Source organism: Bradyrhizobium australafricanum (genome assembly GCF_020329495.1).
Taxonomy (GTDB): domain Bacteria; phylum Pseudomonadota; class Alphaproteobacteria; order Rhizobiales; family Xanthobacteraceae; genus Bradyrhizobium; species Bradyrhizobium australafricanum.
Genome location: NZ_JAGKJL010000046.1, coordinates 30,229 through 44,274, shown reverse-complemented (window position 1 = coordinate 44,274; position 14,046 = coordinate 30,229). Strand labels below are relative to the sequence as shown.

Here is a 14,046-nt window from a genome sequence, read left to right as displayed (position 1 = left end):
TCCGATTTCACAGGAGGCCGCCATGCTGAACCGCGACGAAGACATCCTGCAGGCCGCCGAGACCTGGCAGAAAGAGGGCCATGGCGTGGCGCTTGCCACCGTGGTCGAGACCTGGGGCTCGGCGCCGCGCCCGGCCGGCTCGAGCCTCGTCATCAATGACGACGGCACGTTCCTCGGCTCGGTCTCCGGCGGTTGCGTCGAGGGCGCTGTGGTGACGGAAGCGCTCGACGTCATCGCCAGCGGCCAGCCAAAAATGCTCGAATTCGGCGTTGCCGACGAGACCGCCTGGAATGTCGGCCTGTCCTGCGGCGGCACCATCCGCGTGTTCGTCGAGAAGGTTGGTTAGCCGTGAAGCTCGAGATCCTGAAAGAGCTGAACGCCGAGCGCGCCGCGCGCCGCCCGGTCATCATCGTCACCGACACCGCCAATGGCGATCAGCGCCTGGTCAAGGCCGCAGACATCGCCGCCGATCCGCTGCGCGCCGAGCTCGCAAAGCAGCTCAGGATGGGCAAGAGCGGCAATGTCGAGGTATCAGGCAAAAAACTGTTCCTCAACGTCTACGCGCCGACCGCAAAGCTCGTGATCATCGGCGCGGTCCATATCAGCCAGGCGCTGGCGCCGCTGGCGCGCTCGCTCGACTATGACGTCACGGTGGTCGATCCGCGCACCGCGTTTGCGAGCCCGGAGCGCTTCCCCGACGTGCCGCTGGTCGCCGAATGGCCCGACGTCGCGCTGCCGCCGCTCAACGTCGATCACTACACCGCCTTCGTCGCGGTGACGCATGATCCGAAGATCGACGATCCGGCGCTGCTGCACGCCTTCGACCGCGACTGCTTCTATATCGGCGCGCTGGGCTCGCGGAAGACCCACGCCAAGCGCGCCGAGCGGCTACGCGCGCAGGGCGCCAAAGACAGCGACATCGCGCGCATCCACGCGCCGATCGGTCTCGACATTGGCGCGGTGTCGCCGTCGGAGATCGCGGTCGCGATCATGGCCGAGATCACCGCGCAGCTGCGCCTGCCTCCCAAGCAAAAAGAAGAAGCGGCATGAAATTCGGTCCCGCCAGTCCGGCCGACGCGATTGGCGGCGTCACCGTGCATACCCTCCGCCAGGGTGCGCTGGTGCTCAAGAAGGGCACCACGATCGGCCCCGCCGAGGTCGAGGCGCTGACCAAGGCCGGCGTCGACGAGATCGTCGTGGTGCGGCTCGACGAGGGCGACGTCTCCGAGGACGCCGCGGCGGCCAGCATCGCGCAGGCGGTGGCCGGCGAGGGCGTCAATGTCGAGCGCGCCTTCACCGGTCGCGCCAATCTGTTCGCGGCGCGCCCCGGCGTGCTGGTGATCGATCGCGCCGCGGTCGACCGCATCAACGACGTCGACGAGGCCATCACCTTCGCAACCCTCGCCGCGTTCAAGCCGGTGGTCGAAGGCGAGATGATCGCGACCGTCAAGCTGATCCCGTTCGGCGTCGAGGGGCGCTTGCGCGATGCCGCCGTCGCGGTTGCCGGCAAGGATACGCTGCGGATCGCGCCCTATGTGATCCGGAAGGTCGGCGTGGTCTCGACGCTGCTGCCGGGCCTCGCGCCGAAGGTGATCGACAAGACGCTGCGCGTCACCGCCGAACGGCTCGCGCCGGCCGGCGCCACCATCATCGCCGAGCGCCGCGTGCCGCATGACGAGACGGTGCTCGCCGCCTCGATCAAGGAATTGCTCGGCTTAGGGGCCGAGCTCGTCATCGTGTTCGGGGCGTCCGCGATCGCCGACCGCCGCGATGTCATTCCCGCTGCGATCACCGAGATCGGCGGCGCCGTCGAGCATTTCGGCATGCCGGTCGATCCGGGCAATCTGCTGCTGATCGGCAGCGCCGGCGGCGTGCCGGTGCTGGGCGCGCCGGGCTGCGCGCGCTCGCCGGTCGAGAACGGCTTTGACTGGGTCTTGATGCGGCTGCTCGCCGGCATCAAGGTGAAGCGGTCGGATCTCACCGGCATGGGCGTCGGCGGCCTGTTGATGGAGATCGTGACGCGGCCGCAGCCGCGCACGGTGCCGGACACCGAAGGCAATCGCAACGTCGCCGCGATCGTGCTTGCCGCCGGTCGCTCGACCCGGATGGGCGGCCCGAACAAGCTGCTCGCCGAGCTCGACGGCAAGAAGCTCGCGCGCATCGTCGCCGAGCAGGCGCTGGCGTCGAAGGCTTCCGAGGTGATCGTCGTCACCGGGCATCAGGCCGAGCTGGTCGAGCAGGCGCTCGATGGCCTCAAGGTCAAGTTCGTCCGCAACCCGGATTTCGCCGGCGGCCTCGCCAGCTCGGTGAAGGCGGGCATTGCGGCGGTGTCCGACAGCGCCGACGGCGCGATCGTCTGTCTCGGTGACATGCCGCTGATCGATGCGAAGCTGATCGACCGTTTGATCGAGACCTTCGCGCCCGACCGCGGCCATCTGATCGCGGTCCCCGTCAGTGAGGGCCGCCGCGGCAATCCGGTGCTGTGGTCGCGGCGCTTCTTCAAGGAGCTGATGACGCTCGACGGCGACATCGGCGCGCGTCACTTGATCACCAAGCATGCCGAGGTGGTCGCCGAGGTCCCGGTCGAAGGCGACAGCGCCTTCCTCGACATCGACACCCCGCAGGCGCTGGAAGCCGCGCGGCGCGGGTAGGCTTTATCCGCTGTCGTCCCGGCCAAGCGAAGCGCGAGCCGGGACCCATAACCACAGGATGCAGTTGTTGTGCGACGCTGGGGCTCCAGCGAACTCCATCGCACAAGGCGGTGGTTATGGGTCCCGGCTTTCGCCGGGACGACGGGTGGTTAGAGTTGCGCCCCTCAACCCGTCATTCACCATCTGGAAACGACCCCTGCGTACAGTCCGCGCCGGGCTTTGGGGGATTTCCGCTTGATCATTTCGACCGCCGCCGCGCAGCGTCGCGCGTTGACGATTCTCGTCCTGACATTGCAGCTCGGCGCCACGCGTTTCTCGGTGGAAACCTTCGTGCCCAAAGCGCGCGCGGCCGGCGCGTTCGCGGTCGGCAAGTGCGGAGCGTATGGCCAGGCCTACGACTATCCGGCGGAAGGCGCGGCGCGCGCCGCCGCGCTGAAGCAGTGCAAGGGCGATTGCACCACCGTCACCATGAAGCGCGCCCGCGCCGCGCTTTCGATCGACATGAAGAATCCCTGCGGCGCCCATGGCTATGCCGTGGCGCCGAAGATCTCGAGCTCGCTCAATGCCGCGACCAAGAAGTGCTACGACTATGGCGGCAAGGAATGCGTGATCCGCGCCTGGGCCTGCGACGCCAAGGGGTAAGGCAGTCGCCGCAATCCGCCTGGTGGGCAAAGCGCGCTGCCGCGCTCAGACGGCGCCATAGAAGTGTCGGTATTGCCAGGCGGCGTCGCGCTCCAATTGGTCTTCGGACCACGATTGGTCTTTGAACCGCATGACCGACATCGGCGATAGATCGATGGGCGGCTTGCCGTCCACGATCCAGGCCGCAAGCGCCTCGCCGACGGTTGGCGAGATCGACAGACCGGCGACGTTGCACCCGCTCGCAAAATAGAAGCCGGCCACGCCAATGGCCGGGCCAAGAATATGATGGCCGTCGGCGGTCATCGTCGGAATGCCGCCGCGAAACTCCCGCACCTTGGCGGTTTGCAGGAACGGGAGCTGGTCCTTGACCTCATCGGCGGCGGCATGAAGCACGCCGATATCGAGCGGCATGTCCTTGACGTCGAAGCCGGCCCCAAGCGATTGCATATCGAAGAAGCGCGGCGTTTCCTCGTAGACACCCCACAGGAAACCACCCTGACACGGGCGGGCATACACCGCAGCATCCATGATGCGGATCATCGGCAGGTCGGCACGGACGCCATCCAAAGGCTCGGTGACGATCAATTGCTGCCGGGTCGGCACCAGCGGCACGCGAATCCCGCTCGCCTCCGCGACCTGCCGCGTCCACGCACCGGCCGCATCGACGACAACCGGACTTTCAATGACGCCGTTCGCGGTGGTCAAGCCGATCACGGTGCCGCCGACGATGTTAACGGCGCGCACGTCAGTCTTCGGCAGCAAGGTTGCACCGTTGGCCGCGGCGGCTGTGGCGAAACCGACGGCAACCTGCGCCGGGTCGAAATACCGGTCGTCGCCGATCCGCATCGCCGCAACGACGCCCGCCGGCTGCAAGAACGGATTGAGACCGCTCGCCTCTTCCGGAGAGATCAGCTCGACGTCGAGGCCGGTGCGGCGTCCGCGCTCGAAATCTTCCTCGATCACTTCGGCGTCCTGTGGCCGACGCGCAATCTTGAGGCTGCCCGAATGCACCCAGTCGAGTGGCTGGCCGGTTTCTTCCGTGAACGCCTCGATCTTGCGGCATGCGTCCTTGATGAGGCCAATCATCAAGTCGCTCTTGCGCGCGCAACTCACCATGCCTGCAGCGCGGGGGGAGGTTTGCGATCCGATCTCATGCTTGTCGACAAGGGCGACGCTGAGACCTCCACGCTTGCTCAGGTAATAGGCTGTGGCCGCGCCCAATCCGCCCGAACCAATAACAACAACATCGGCCTTGCTGATCATGATGCAATGCCCTGAAATATGCTGATGGTCATCGAACGCCCGAAGCCTACTACGCGGCGCAGGAGCTGACTATCGCTTTCCGTCGCGGCACGGATCGGGCCTTTGCGACGTCGCCCTGTTGCCAATGATAAGACTTCATCACAAGTCCTTCTCGTCGGCGCGGAATGGCAGGTTCAGGTCGGCAGGCTGCGCCGGCGGGTCTCCCGGGAATCTAACGTCAGCGCCTCGCTGGCAGATGTGGTCTGCACCTGTAGAACTGGCGTTCGCCGCCTGCCTGCCGCTAGACTTGCATCATGCAGTTCAACACCAAGATCGCGGTCGTGATCCGCACCGACCTGGAAGTCTGGCAGAAGCTCAACGTGGCGTCGTTTCTTGCCGGCGGCATCGCGGCTTCCTTTCCCGAATGTATCGGCGAGAATTACGAGGACGGCTCGGGGACCAGATATCTCTCTTTGATCGGCCAACCGATCCTGATCTACGGCGCCGACGGGTCTGCGCTGTCGCGGGCGCTGGAGCGCGCGCTGGCGCGCAACGTGCAGCCGGCGCTTTACACCGAGGACATGTTCAAGACCACGCATGACGCCGCCAACCGCGAGGTGGTGAAGGCGGTCGTGCGCAGCGAGCTCAACCTGGTCGGCCTCGCCATTCGCGCCGACCGCAAGGTGGTCGACAAAATCCTCGATGGGCTGAAGTTTCACACGTAGCGGACAGCGCGCGTAGTGCGGTCCGGCGCTTATCGGCTCGCCTCCTTGTCCGGCATGATCTGCAACAACGGGGTCGGCGCAATCGATATCTGGCCGGTGAATGGTCGATCATGCGCGGCAATCAGCAGAACCGATGTGGCCACGCCGGTCGCGAACAGTCCCATCGCGATGGCGGATCCCAACCGGTTGTCGCAGTGAACAAGGGCAATGACCAATAGCTCGCAGATGGCCTGAAGGTAGAGGCACCACCATTTGATCGAGTCGACCTCGGTCTGACTGACGATGATCCGTTGTCGTCGCGCATCGAGTGCCGAATTCAGATTGGTGATGATCTCGTGCTGCGTCGTCTGCTGGCCCGGGTTTTGCGCGGGCGTCGATACGACAAGCCGCAACGCCGCGGTCAGCGCGGGAGGAGCTGCCTTGAGCGATGCAGCCTGGCGCGCCATCATCGGCCATTCCACGGCGACCGTTTCCTCGACGTAGTCGCGAACGAGGCCGCGCAGGCGCGCCTCCTGATCCGGCGGCAGGCCGCCGGCGAGCAAGATGACCGCCCGCAACGAGCTGGCTTCGCGGCTCACCGCCGCGGTGGCGCGATCACTGTCACTCCAGACCTGTGCCGCGGTGAACGCGACAAACAGGCCGAAAAGGATGCCGAGCACCGGCAACATGCCGGGCGAGATCGATTTGAAGGACGTTGCGCGCGCCTTGGTCGACAGGATCGCAACGCCTGCGAAAATGAGAACGGCAACAAGATAGGTGAAGCCGAAGACGATGAAGGCCATCCACGGCACAGAAAGGTTGTGTAACCAATCGCTCATAGGTGTTTCCCCCAGCCGATCGCTTGTATCAAAATCCCCCCGATCTTGCCGGGGAGAGCACGAAGTGAGCCGTAGCCCATCGCGCAGGGAAAGCCGGATTGCTCCGGTTACACCTGTGGTGCCACCCCTGCGCCTCTTTGTTGCACGGGGCCCGTGGATGCGATCGGCACCCGGCTTTCCCTGCGCCCACTGTTCCCCATAGGGGCGAAAATAAGCAGCAAATTCGGGCATTTGCGCCGCGAGATCGAGAATCTATGCGCACCCTGAGGACCCGGGAAGGCCGACAGGAACGCTTCCGGCCGGCAGGCGTTTTCTTTGAACACGTTGACAATGACTGACTGGTCAGTCATATTATGGCCATGACAAAGCGCATCCAAGAAGCGAACCGCTCCCGGCCTGCCAGGCGCCGGACCGCCACGATCCGGGCTGCCGCGGCGAGGATCCCGAAGGTGGCCTCGGCAAAGCTGCCCGAGGCCAAGCCTGCCGCGAACCGCGCCGAGAAATCCGCGGAGCGGCGCGCTGCGATCGTTGAGGCGGCGATGGATGAGTTCATTGCGCGCGGCTTTGCCGCGACGCGGCTCGACGATGTCGCCAAGCGGGCGGGCGTCGCCAAGGGCACGCTCTATCTGTACTTCAAGGACAAGGAGTCGATGTTCGAGGAGCTCATCCGCACCGCCGTCGTGCCCTTGGTCAATCGCATGGCCGCGCCGCCGACCATCACCGGCCCGGTGCGCGATGCGGTGGAGAGATTCGCCGAGACCTTCATCCGCGAGGTCGTGTCGACCCGGCGCGGCGACATCATCCGCCTGATCGTCTCCGAAGGGCCGCGCTTCCCGGCGATCGCCGACTTCTATTTCCGCGAGGTGGTGTCGAAGGGGATGGCTGCGATGCAGGCGCTGATCCAGCTCGCGATCACGCGCGGCGAGATCAGGCAGCGCCAGCTCGCGCAGTTTCCCCAACTCGTCGTGGCGCCCGCGATCGTCGCGGTGATCTGGCAGAGCCTGTTTGCCCGGCACGCGCCGCTCGATGCCCTCGCGATGTTCAAGGTTCATCTCGATCTGATCTTCGGCGAACGGAGCAAGCCATGACCGTCTCGCGCATGATGAAGCTCGTGACGACAGTCGTGCTGGCGGCGGCGCTGGCCGGTTGCCAGGAGAAGCGTGATCCCGGCTTCCAGGGCTGGGTCGAGGCCGACATGATCTTCGTCAGTCCCGATGAATCCGGCCGCGTCATCAAGCTCAATGTGCGCGAGGGCGACGAGGTCAAGCCCGGCGATCTGCTTTACTCGGTCGACGACGACCTGCAGCGCGCCGATCTCAACCAGAACGACGCGACCCTCGCCAACGCGCGGCAGAGCTATGACCGCGCCGCCTCGCTGCGCGGCACCGGCGCCGGCACCCAGGCCAATCTGGATTCCGCGGTCTCGGCGCTGCGCGTCGCGGAGGCGCGGGTCAACACCTCGCAGACCCGGCTCGACCGTCGCAAGGGCTTTGCGCCGATCGCGGGCTCGATCCAGCAGATCTATTTCCGCGAGGGCGAGATGGTGCAGGCGCAGCGCCCGGTGCTGTCGATCATGCCGCCCGGCAACATGAAGCTGCGCTTCTTCGTGCCGGAGGCCGAGCTGCCGAAGCTCGCGCTCGGCGACGAGGTGAGGGTGACCTGCGACAATTGCGCCGCCGACCTCACCGCGAAGATCTACTTCATCGCCACCACGGCGGAATACACGCCGCCGGTCATCTACAGTCTCGATGAGCGCAACAAGCTGGTCTATCTGATCCAGGCGCGGCCGAGCCGGCCCGATGTGCTGCGCGTCGGTCAGCCGATCAGCATCTATCTCAATCCCAAGACGCCGGTGGCGGAGCGCAGATGAACGGCGGCTCCACCAGCGCGCGGTCCAACGCACCCTCCGTCGCCATCGATGTGAAGGGCCTGACCAAATCGTTTAGCGGACGCGAGGTCGTCCATGACCTGTCGATGCAGGTCAAGCGCGGCTCGATCTACGGCTTCCTCGGTCCCAACGGCAGCGGCAAGACGACGACCATCCGCATCCTGTGCGGCCTGCTGACGCCCGACAGCGGCGAGGGCACCTGCCTCGGCTACGACATCCGGCGCGATGCCGACAAGATCAAGCGCAAGGTCGGCTACATGACGCAGCGCTTCAGCCTCTACCAGGATCTGTCGGTGCGCGAGAATCTCGAATTCGTGGCGCGGCTCTATGGCATGCCGGACGCGCGCGGCGCCGCGGCCGACATGATCGCGCGGATCGGGCTGAAGGGCCGCGAGGAGCAGCTCGCCGCCAACCTTTCCGGCGGCTGGAAGCAGCGGCTGGCGCTCGGCGCCTGCACGCTGCCCAATCCGCAATTGCTGTTGCTGGACGAGCCGACCGCCGGCGTCGATCCCAAGGCGCGGCGCGATTTCTGGAACGAGATCCACGCGCTCGCCGCCGAAGGCCTCACCGTGCTGGTCTCGACCCATTACATGGACGAGGCCGAGCGCTGTCACGAGATCGCCTACATCGCCTACGGCCATCTGTTGGCCCACGGCACGGTGGACGAGGTGATCGCCGCCTCCGCGCTGTCGACCTGGACGGTGACGGGCGAGGACTTCAACGGCCTGATGGCCGAACTCACGGACAAGCCCGGCGTCGACATGGTGGCGCCGTTCGGCACCAGCCTGCACGTCTCCGGCCGCGACAAGGCGGCGCTCGAGGCCGCGATCGCGCCCTATCGGGACAATTCGAAATGGCATTGGCAGGCCAGCGAGCCGTCGCTCGAAGACGTCTTCATCGACCTGATGGGGCGTTCCAAGGATAACTTTCAAGGATAATTTCCAGGGATAATTGCGATGAGCGCAACGGAAACGATCCAGAACAGCGAGGCGAGGGAGCCGGCATTCGGCTTCTGGCGGCGCAGCTACGCGATGCTGGTCAAGGAGTTCATCCAGCTTCGCCGCGACCGCGTCTCGTTCGCCATGATCATCATGCTGCCGGTGATGCAGCTGACGTTGTTCGGCTACGCCATCAACACCACGCCGCGCAATCTGCCGACCGCGGTGCTGACCCAGGAGGACAGCGATCTCGGCCGTTCGATCCTGAAGGCGATGGAGAACACCGCCTATTTCCATTTTGTCCGCGAGGTCCACACCGTCGAGGAGTTCGACGAGCTGCTGCAATCCGGCAAGGTGCTGTTCGGCGTCGAGATCCCGCGCGGCTTCGAGCGCGCGGTGCGGCGCGGCGACAGGCCGGCGCTGCTGGTCGCGGCCGATGCCACCGACCCGGTCGCGTCGGGCTCGGCGCTCGGCGCGCTCGGGCCGCTGGTGCAATCGGCGCTGGCGCATGATCTGCACGTCGGCGATCCCCCGGACATGCCGTTCGAAATCCGCGCCCACGCCCGCTATAACCCGGCGGCGGATTCGCGCCTCAATATCGTGCCCGGCCTGGTCGGCACCATCCTGACCATGACCATGCTGATCTTCACCGCGCTCTCGGTGACGCGCGAGATCGAGCGCGGCACCATGGAGAGCCTGCTCTCGATGCCGATCAAGCCGGTCGAGGTGATGTTCGGCAAGATCATCCCCTATGTGCTGGTCGGCTTCATCCAGGCCACGCTGATCATCGCCATCGGCATTTTGCTGTTCGGCGTGCCGGTCCTCGGCAGCCTTACGCTGCTGGCGCTGCTCACCACGCTGTTCATCACCACCAACCTGTCGATCGGCTACACGTTCTCGACCATCGTGCAGAACCAGCTGCAGGCGATGCAGCTCTCGATGATGTTCTTCCTGCCGAGCATCCTGCTGTCCGGCTTCATGTTTCCGTTCGCGGGCATGCCGGTCTGGGCGCAATATATCGGCGAGGGGCTGCCGCTGACCCATTTCGTGCGCATCGTCCGGGCCATCATGCTGAAGGGGGCGGCGATGCAGAACCTGCAATACGACACTGCCGCATTGGTCGCCCTGATGCTGTTCGCCATGACGATCGCGGTGACGCGCTTCCGCCGCACGCTCGATTGAGGCTATGATGGATGCCATCAATGATCGTCATTCCGGGGCGATGCGAAGCATCGAACCCGGAATCTCGAGATTCCGGGTTCGCTTCGCGCCCCGGAATGACGGGGTGGGAGGCATGGCGGAATCTTCGGACAAAAACAGCGCAGCGGAAGACACAACCGTATCCGCCGACTTCCATCACGCCCTGATGCGCGAGGTGATGACCACCGAGTTGCTCCGCATCAAGGTGCTGATCGCTACCGCCGCTGCCCTCGCGGCGATCAGTCTGCTGGTGTATTTCTTCGCGCCCGAGGCGGTCAGCCGCGTCTGGCACGGCAACCTCAGCCCCGTCTACGTCTTCTACGTCACCATTCCGCTGATACTGTTCGAGCTCTGGGTGCACGGGGCGATCAGCTGGCACATGCGCAAGGGGCGCGACCTGCCGGTGATCCGGCGCTACATCGGCGTGCTGGTCGAGACGTCGCTGCCGACCGTCGTGCTGGCGCTGCACATGAACAGCATGGGGCCGCAGGAGGCGCTCGGCTTCGTGGCGCCGCTGATCTATTTCGTCTTCATCATCCTGTCGACGCTGCGGCTCGACTTCTGGCTCTCGACCTTCACCGGCTTCGTCGCGGCGGTCGAGCTGTTCTACATGGCGGTGTTCTTCCATCCCTCGGGCGGCGGCGCGGCCGAGACCAGCATCTACTATCACGCCGCGCGGAGCTCGATCATCCTGATCTGCGGCATGCTGGCCGGCGCGGTCGGCATGCAGCTGCGCCGGCAGTTCGCGGCCAGCATCGCGGCCGCCACCGCGCGCGATCGCATCACCAATCTGTTCGGCCAGCACGTCTCGCCGCAGGTGGTCGAACGTCTGATGACGGAGGGTGCCGGCACCGGCAGCGACATCCGCCGTGTTGCGGTGATGTTCGTGGATTTCCGCAGCTTCACGGCCGGTGCGCGCACCCGCTCGCCGCAGGAGGTGGTGGACAGGCTCGACGGCGCCTTTGCCGTGCTGGTCGATATCCTCGATCGCCATGGCGGCATCGTGAACAAGTTTCTCGGCGACGGCTTTCTCGCGCTGTTCGGTGCCCCGTTTGAGACCGGCGACGCCGCGCATCAGGCGGTCGCCGCCGCGCGTGAAATGCTCGCGGCGAACGAGCGCACCAACGCGGCGACGAGCTGGCCGCTGCGCATCGGCATCGGCATCCACATCGGCGAGGTCGTCGCCGGCAATATCGGCTCGCCCCGGCGCAAGGAATACACCGTGATCGGCGACACCGTGAATTTCGCCGCGCGGCTCGAGGCGCTGAACAAGGAGCTCGGCTCGCAATTCCTGATTTCCTCGGAGGTGCGCGAGGCACTCGGCGACGACTGCAAGGACGCGGTGTCGCGCGGCGAGATCCCGGTGCGGGGCTACGAGCACCCGGTGCACGTCTGGCAGCTGGGGTAGGCGGCAACGCTCACATGATCCGAGGCAATCACGCACGTCTCCTCAAGCCGCGCGAGCTGCCTGCATGTGACTTGCCCGCGATTGTACCGAGTGCTCTGAAGGGCATCGCGCGGGCCGTGCTACGGTGACGTCATCGGAATGACCGGAGCACGAGGACAAGCAAGATGCAGCGGCGCTATATCACCGTCGACGTTTTCACCGACCGCGCCTTCGGCGGCAACCCGCTCGCCGTGGTGCTCGACGCCGAAGGGCTGTCGACCGAAGCGATGCAGGCGATCGCGACCGAGTTCAACTATTCCGAGACGACCTTCGTGCTGCCGCCGCACGACAAGGCCAACGACGCCCAGGTTCGCATCTTTACGGTGCGCTCGGAAATTCCGTTCGCCGGCCATCCCAATGTCGGCACCGCGTTCGTGCTGGCGAGCCGGACCGCGAAGGCGCCGGCGCGCTTGAGGTTCGAGGAGAAGGCGGGCCTCGTGCCGGTCGAGATCCTGTCCGACAGCGGCAATGTGATCGGGGCCGAGCTGACCGCGCCGCAGGCGTTGCAGCGGACCAATGAGGTGAGCGCGGCCGATGCCGCCGCGTGCCTGTCGCTGACGGCGGATGACGTGAAGACCGATCGGCATGTCCCGCAGGTCGTCTCGGTCGGGCTGCCGTTCCTGGTGGTCGAGATCGCCTCGCGCGAGGCGCTGAAGCGCGCCAGGCCCGATGCTGCGGCGTTCGCCAGGACGCTGGCCGAGATCGGCCGCGACGTCGTCTATTTCTACACCCGCGACGTGCCGGCGAGCGAGCAGCCGCTCGACCTGCAGGCGCGCATGTTCCATCCGGGCGCCAGCGGCCTGTCCGAGGATCCCGCCACCGGCAGCGCGACCGCGGCTTGCGCGGCGCTGCTCGCCGATATCGATCCCGCGCGCGATGGCGAATTGCGGCTGCGGATTGGGCAGGGCGTCGACATGGGCCGGCCGAGCCTCTTGCTGACGAGGGTGCGCAAGCAGGCCGGCGCGATCAAATCGGTGCATGTCGGCGGCGGCTGCGTGACGATGATGGAGGGAACGCTGAACGTGCCGGGCGAGGCAGGCTAGACCTGCGGCGCCGCCAGGTTCTCGATCTTGACGTTATCGCGCTCCTCGATGATCTCGGCGATCCAGCGACGGTGGCAGTGTTCGTGGTCGCGCTCGTAGCAGAGGATGCAGACCGGGCCGGACTGCTTGACCAGCGCCGACAGCTCGTCGAGCTCTTCCTTGGCCTGTGCCGTCTTCAGGTGCGCCGAATAGATCTTGTGCAGCAGCGCATATTGCCCGCTGCGCGCCGCCTCCCGTCCGCTCTTCGGGGTGCCGAGGCCGCGCAAATGGACGTAGGCGATGCCGCGCTCGTCGAGGCCCGCCGCGAGCTGGGTCTTGGAGAAGCCGGGCCGGCGCGAGGAGGCGATGGCGCGGACGTCGACCAGCAGCTTGACGCCGGCCTGCTCGAGCTCGTCGAGCACCGCCTTGGACGGCGTCTGCTCGTAGCCGATGGTGAACAGCTTCCTGGCCTTCGCCATCGGTTCTCGCTCACTTCACCCGTTCGATCAGCTCCATCGCGCCGGCGGGCGCGCGGATCTTGCCCTCGTGGATCACATAGGCGAACACGTCGCGCGGCGCCTTCTTGGGCGCGGCCTTCTCGACCTTCGGCAGGTCGTCGGGCTCGCTGCCGCCGGCCCAGTCCTGAAACCGCCTGGCCCAGGCGTCGAGCTGCTTCGGCGGATAGCAGGTCTTCAATTCGTCATTGCCCTTCTGCAGCCGGGCATAGACGAAGTCGCTCGCGACGTCGGCGATCGCCGGATATTTGCCGTGCTCGGCGAACACCACCGGTACCTCGTGCTCGCGAATCAGGGCGACGAATTCGGGCACGCAAAAACTGTCGTGGCGGACCTCGACGACGTGGCGCAGCGCGCGGCCGTCGAGCTTGCGCGGCAGCAGCTCGAGGAACTTGCCGAAATCGGCGCCGTCGAACTTCTTGGTCGGCGCGAACTGCCAGAGCACCGGCCCGAGCCGGTCCTTCAGCTCCAGCACGCCCGAATCATAGAACCGCTTCACCGAATCGCCGGCCTCGGCGAGCACGCGGCGGTTGGTGGCGAAGCGCGGTCCCTTCAGCGAGAAGATGAAGCCGTCGGGCACTTCGCTGGCCCATTTGCGAAAGCTCTCCGGCTTCTGCGAGCCGTAATAGGTGCCGTTGATCTCGATCGAGGTCAGCTTGGAGGCGGCGTAGGACAGCTCCTTCGCTTGCGCGAGCTTCTCCGGATAGAACACCCCGCGCCACGGCTCGAAGGTCCAGCCGCCGATGCCGATATAGATGTTGCCTGCGTCGGTCTTGGTTGCCTTGGTGTCTGTCTTGGTCGCCTTGGTGGGAGCTTTGGCCACGACTGCACTCATCGTGAGGGAGGGAACAGGAAGCAAGACTAGTCAAAATAATCGTGATTGGCCAGTTTGCCAGATCGGCGCGGCGGTGCTTATCGTCGCTGTCGCGCTTCGCTACGATGCGCCAAAATGGAGAAC

General features: G+C 65.8%; 15 protein-coding genes. 11 read left to right on the top strand and 4 right to left on the bottom strand.

Annotated elements, in window-relative coordinates; all coding sequences use genetic code 11:
* Positions 1-22: 22 nt before the first annotated feature.
* The 4 genes from J6525_RS32200 (at position 23) to J6525_RS32185 (ending at position 3,293) form a co-directional block, all read left to right on the top strand.
* On the top strand, positions 23-346 hold the full coding sequence (locus J6525_RS32200) for an XdhC family protein (RefSeq protein WP_018272401.1): 324 nt from the start codon (positions 23-25) through the stop codon (positions 344-346).
* Between the two features lie 2 nt (positions 347-348).
* Positions 349-1,050: an XdhC family protein gene (locus J6525_RS32195; RefSeq protein WP_225163161.1), complete on the top strand. Its 702-nt coding sequence runs from the start codon at positions 349-351 to the stop codon at positions 1,048-1,050.
* The gene (locus tag J6525_RS32190; protein ID WP_018272400.1) at positions 1,047-2,651 is read left to right on the top strand and encodes an NTP transferase domain-containing protein; all 1,605 of its coding nucleotides are present in this window, start codon (positions 1,047-1,049) and stop codon (positions 2,649-2,651) included. The genes J6525_RS32195 and J6525_RS32190 overlap by 4 nt, the downstream gene beginning before the upstream one ends.
* Positions 2,652-2,936: 285 nt before the next feature.
* On the top strand, positions 2,937-3,293 hold the full coding sequence (locus tag J6525_RS32185; protein ID WP_225647761.1) for a DUF4189 domain-containing protein: 357 nt from the start codon (positions 2,937-2,939) through the stop codon (positions 3,291-3,293).
* A gap of 45 nt (positions 3,294-3,338) precedes the next feature.
* On the opposite strand, the gene J6525_RS32180 is transcribed toward J6525_RS32185, so the two are convergent.
* Positions 3,339-4,556: an NAD(P)/FAD-dependent oxidoreductase gene (locus J6525_RS32180; protein WP_225647748.1), complete on the bottom strand. Its 1,218-nt coding sequence runs from the start codon at positions 4,554-4,556 to the stop codon at positions 3,339-3,341.
* Positions 4,557-4,849: 293 nt separating this feature from the next.
* Between J6525_RS32180 and J6525_RS32175 the strand changes: the two genes are divergently transcribed.
* Entirely contained in the window at positions 4,850-5,260 is a 411-nt protein-coding gene (locus J6525_RS32175) for a DUF2000 family protein (RefSeq protein ID WP_225647747.1), read from the top strand.
* Positions 5,261-5,289: 29 nt separating this feature from the next.
* On the opposite strand, the gene J6525_RS32170 is transcribed toward J6525_RS32175, so the two are convergent.
* On the bottom strand, positions 5,290-6,309 hold the full coding sequence (locus tag J6525_RS32170) for a bestrophin-like domain (RefSeq protein ID WP_225647746.1): 1,020 nt from the start codon (positions 6,307-6,309) through the stop codon (positions 5,290-5,292).
* A 122-nt stretch (positions 6,310-6,431) separates the two neighbouring features.
* Here J6525_RS32170 and J6525_RS32165 point away from each other — a divergent pair, with 122 nt between their 5' ends.
* From J6525_RS32165 to J6525_RS32140, 6 genes are all read left to right on the top strand, one after another.
* Positions 6,432-7,166: a TetR/AcrR family transcriptional regulator gene (locus J6525_RS32165; protein ID WP_225647745.1), complete on the top strand. Its 735-nt coding sequence runs from the start codon at positions 6,432-6,434 to the stop codon at positions 7,164-7,166.
* Positions 7,163-7,948 (top strand): HlyD family secretion protein, encoded by a 786-nt coding sequence (locus J6525_RS32160; protein ID WP_225647744.1) that lies wholly within the window; start codon positions 7,163-7,165, stop codon positions 7,946-7,948. Before J6525_RS32165 ends, J6525_RS32160 begins: the two co-directional genes overlap by 4 nt.
* Positions 7,945-8,904, top strand: coding sequence for an ABC transporter ATP-binding protein (locus tag J6525_RS32155; RefSeq protein WP_225647743.1), 960 nt, complete (start codon positions 7,945-7,947; stop codon positions 8,902-8,904). The genes J6525_RS32160 and J6525_RS32155 overlap by 4 nt, the downstream gene beginning before the upstream one ends.
* 18 nt (positions 8,905-8,922) lie before the next feature.
* A complete protein-coding gene (locus J6525_RS32150; protein WP_141339985.1) occupies positions 8,923-10,086 on the top strand; it encodes an ABC transporter permease in 1,164 nt (387 codons plus the stop codon).
* Between the two features lie 112 nt (positions 10,087-10,198).
* On the top strand, positions 10,199-11,512 hold the full coding sequence (locus J6525_RS32145) for an adenylate/guanylate cyclase domain-containing protein (protein ID WP_225647742.1): 1,314 nt from the start codon (positions 10,199-10,201) through the stop codon (positions 11,510-11,512).
* A 164-nt stretch (positions 11,513-11,676) separates the two neighbouring features.
* The gene (locus J6525_RS32140; RefSeq protein WP_225647741.1) at positions 11,677-12,594 is read left to right on the top strand and encodes a PhzF family protein; all 918 of its coding nucleotides are present in this window, start codon (positions 11,677-11,679) and stop codon (positions 12,592-12,594) included.
* On the opposite strand, the gene J6525_RS32135 is transcribed toward J6525_RS32140, so the two are convergent.
* Together J6525_RS32135 and J6525_RS32130 are read right to left on the bottom strand one after the other, a co-directional pair.
* Positions 12,591-13,052, bottom strand: coding sequence for a DUF488 domain-containing protein (locus tag J6525_RS32135; RefSeq protein ID WP_225647740.1), 462 nt, complete (start codon positions 13,050-13,052; stop codon positions 12,591-12,593). The two genes, J6525_RS32140 and J6525_RS32135, sit on opposite strands and share 4 nt — an antisense overlap.
* 10 nt (positions 13,053-13,062) lie before the next feature.
* Positions 13,063-13,911, bottom strand: coding sequence for a DUF72 domain-containing protein (locus tag J6525_RS32130; RefSeq protein WP_225163757.1), 849 nt, complete (start codon positions 13,909-13,911; stop codon positions 13,063-13,065).
* Positions 13,912-14,046 lie beyond the last annotated feature (135 nt).

Coding starts and splice junctions, on each gene's coding strand:
- J6525_RS32200 (WP_018272401.1), top strand. CDS start 23: ATGCTGAACCGCGACGAAGACATCCTGCAGGCCGCCGAGACCTGGCAG.
- J6525_RS32190 (WP_018272400.1), top strand. CDS start 1,047: ATGAAATTCGGTCCCGCCAGTCCGGCCGACGCGATTGGCGGCGTCACC.
- J6525_RS32180 (WP_225647748.1), bottom strand. CDS start 4,556: ATGATCAGCAAGGCCGATGTTGTTGTTATTGGTTCGGGCGGATTGGGC.
- J6525_RS32175 (WP_225647747.1), top strand. CDS start 4,850: ATGCAGTTCAACACCAAGATCGCGGTCGTGATCCGCACCGACCTGGAA.
- J6525_RS32170 (WP_225647746.1), bottom strand. CDS start 6,309: ATGCCCGAATTTGCTGCTTATTTTCGCCCCTATGGGGAACAGTGGGCG.
- J6525_RS32165 (WP_225647745.1), top strand. CDS start 6,432: ATGGCCATGACAAAGCGCATCCAAGAAGCGAACCGCTCCCGGCCTGCC.
- J6525_RS32160 (WP_225647744.1), top strand. CDS start 7,163: ATGACCGTCTCGCGCATGATGAAGCTCGTGACGACAGTCGTGCTGGCG.
- J6525_RS32155 (WP_225647743.1), top strand. CDS start 7,945: ATGAACGGCGGCTCCACCAGCGCGCGGTCCAACGCACCCTCCGTCGCC.
- J6525_RS32150 (WP_141339985.1), top strand. CDS start 8,923: ATGAGCGCAACGGAAACGATCCAGAACAGCGAGGCGAGGGAGCCGGCA.
- J6525_RS32145 (WP_225647742.1), top strand. CDS start 10,199: ATGGCGGAATCTTCGGACAAAAACAGCGCAGCGGAAGACACAACCGTA.
- J6525_RS32140 (WP_225647741.1), top strand. CDS start 11,677: ATGCAGCGGCGCTATATCACCGTCGACGTTTTCACCGACCGCGCCTTC.
- J6525_RS32135 (WP_225647740.1), bottom strand. CDS start 13,052: ATGGCGAAGGCCAGGAAGCTGTTCACCATCGGCTACGAGCAGACGCCG.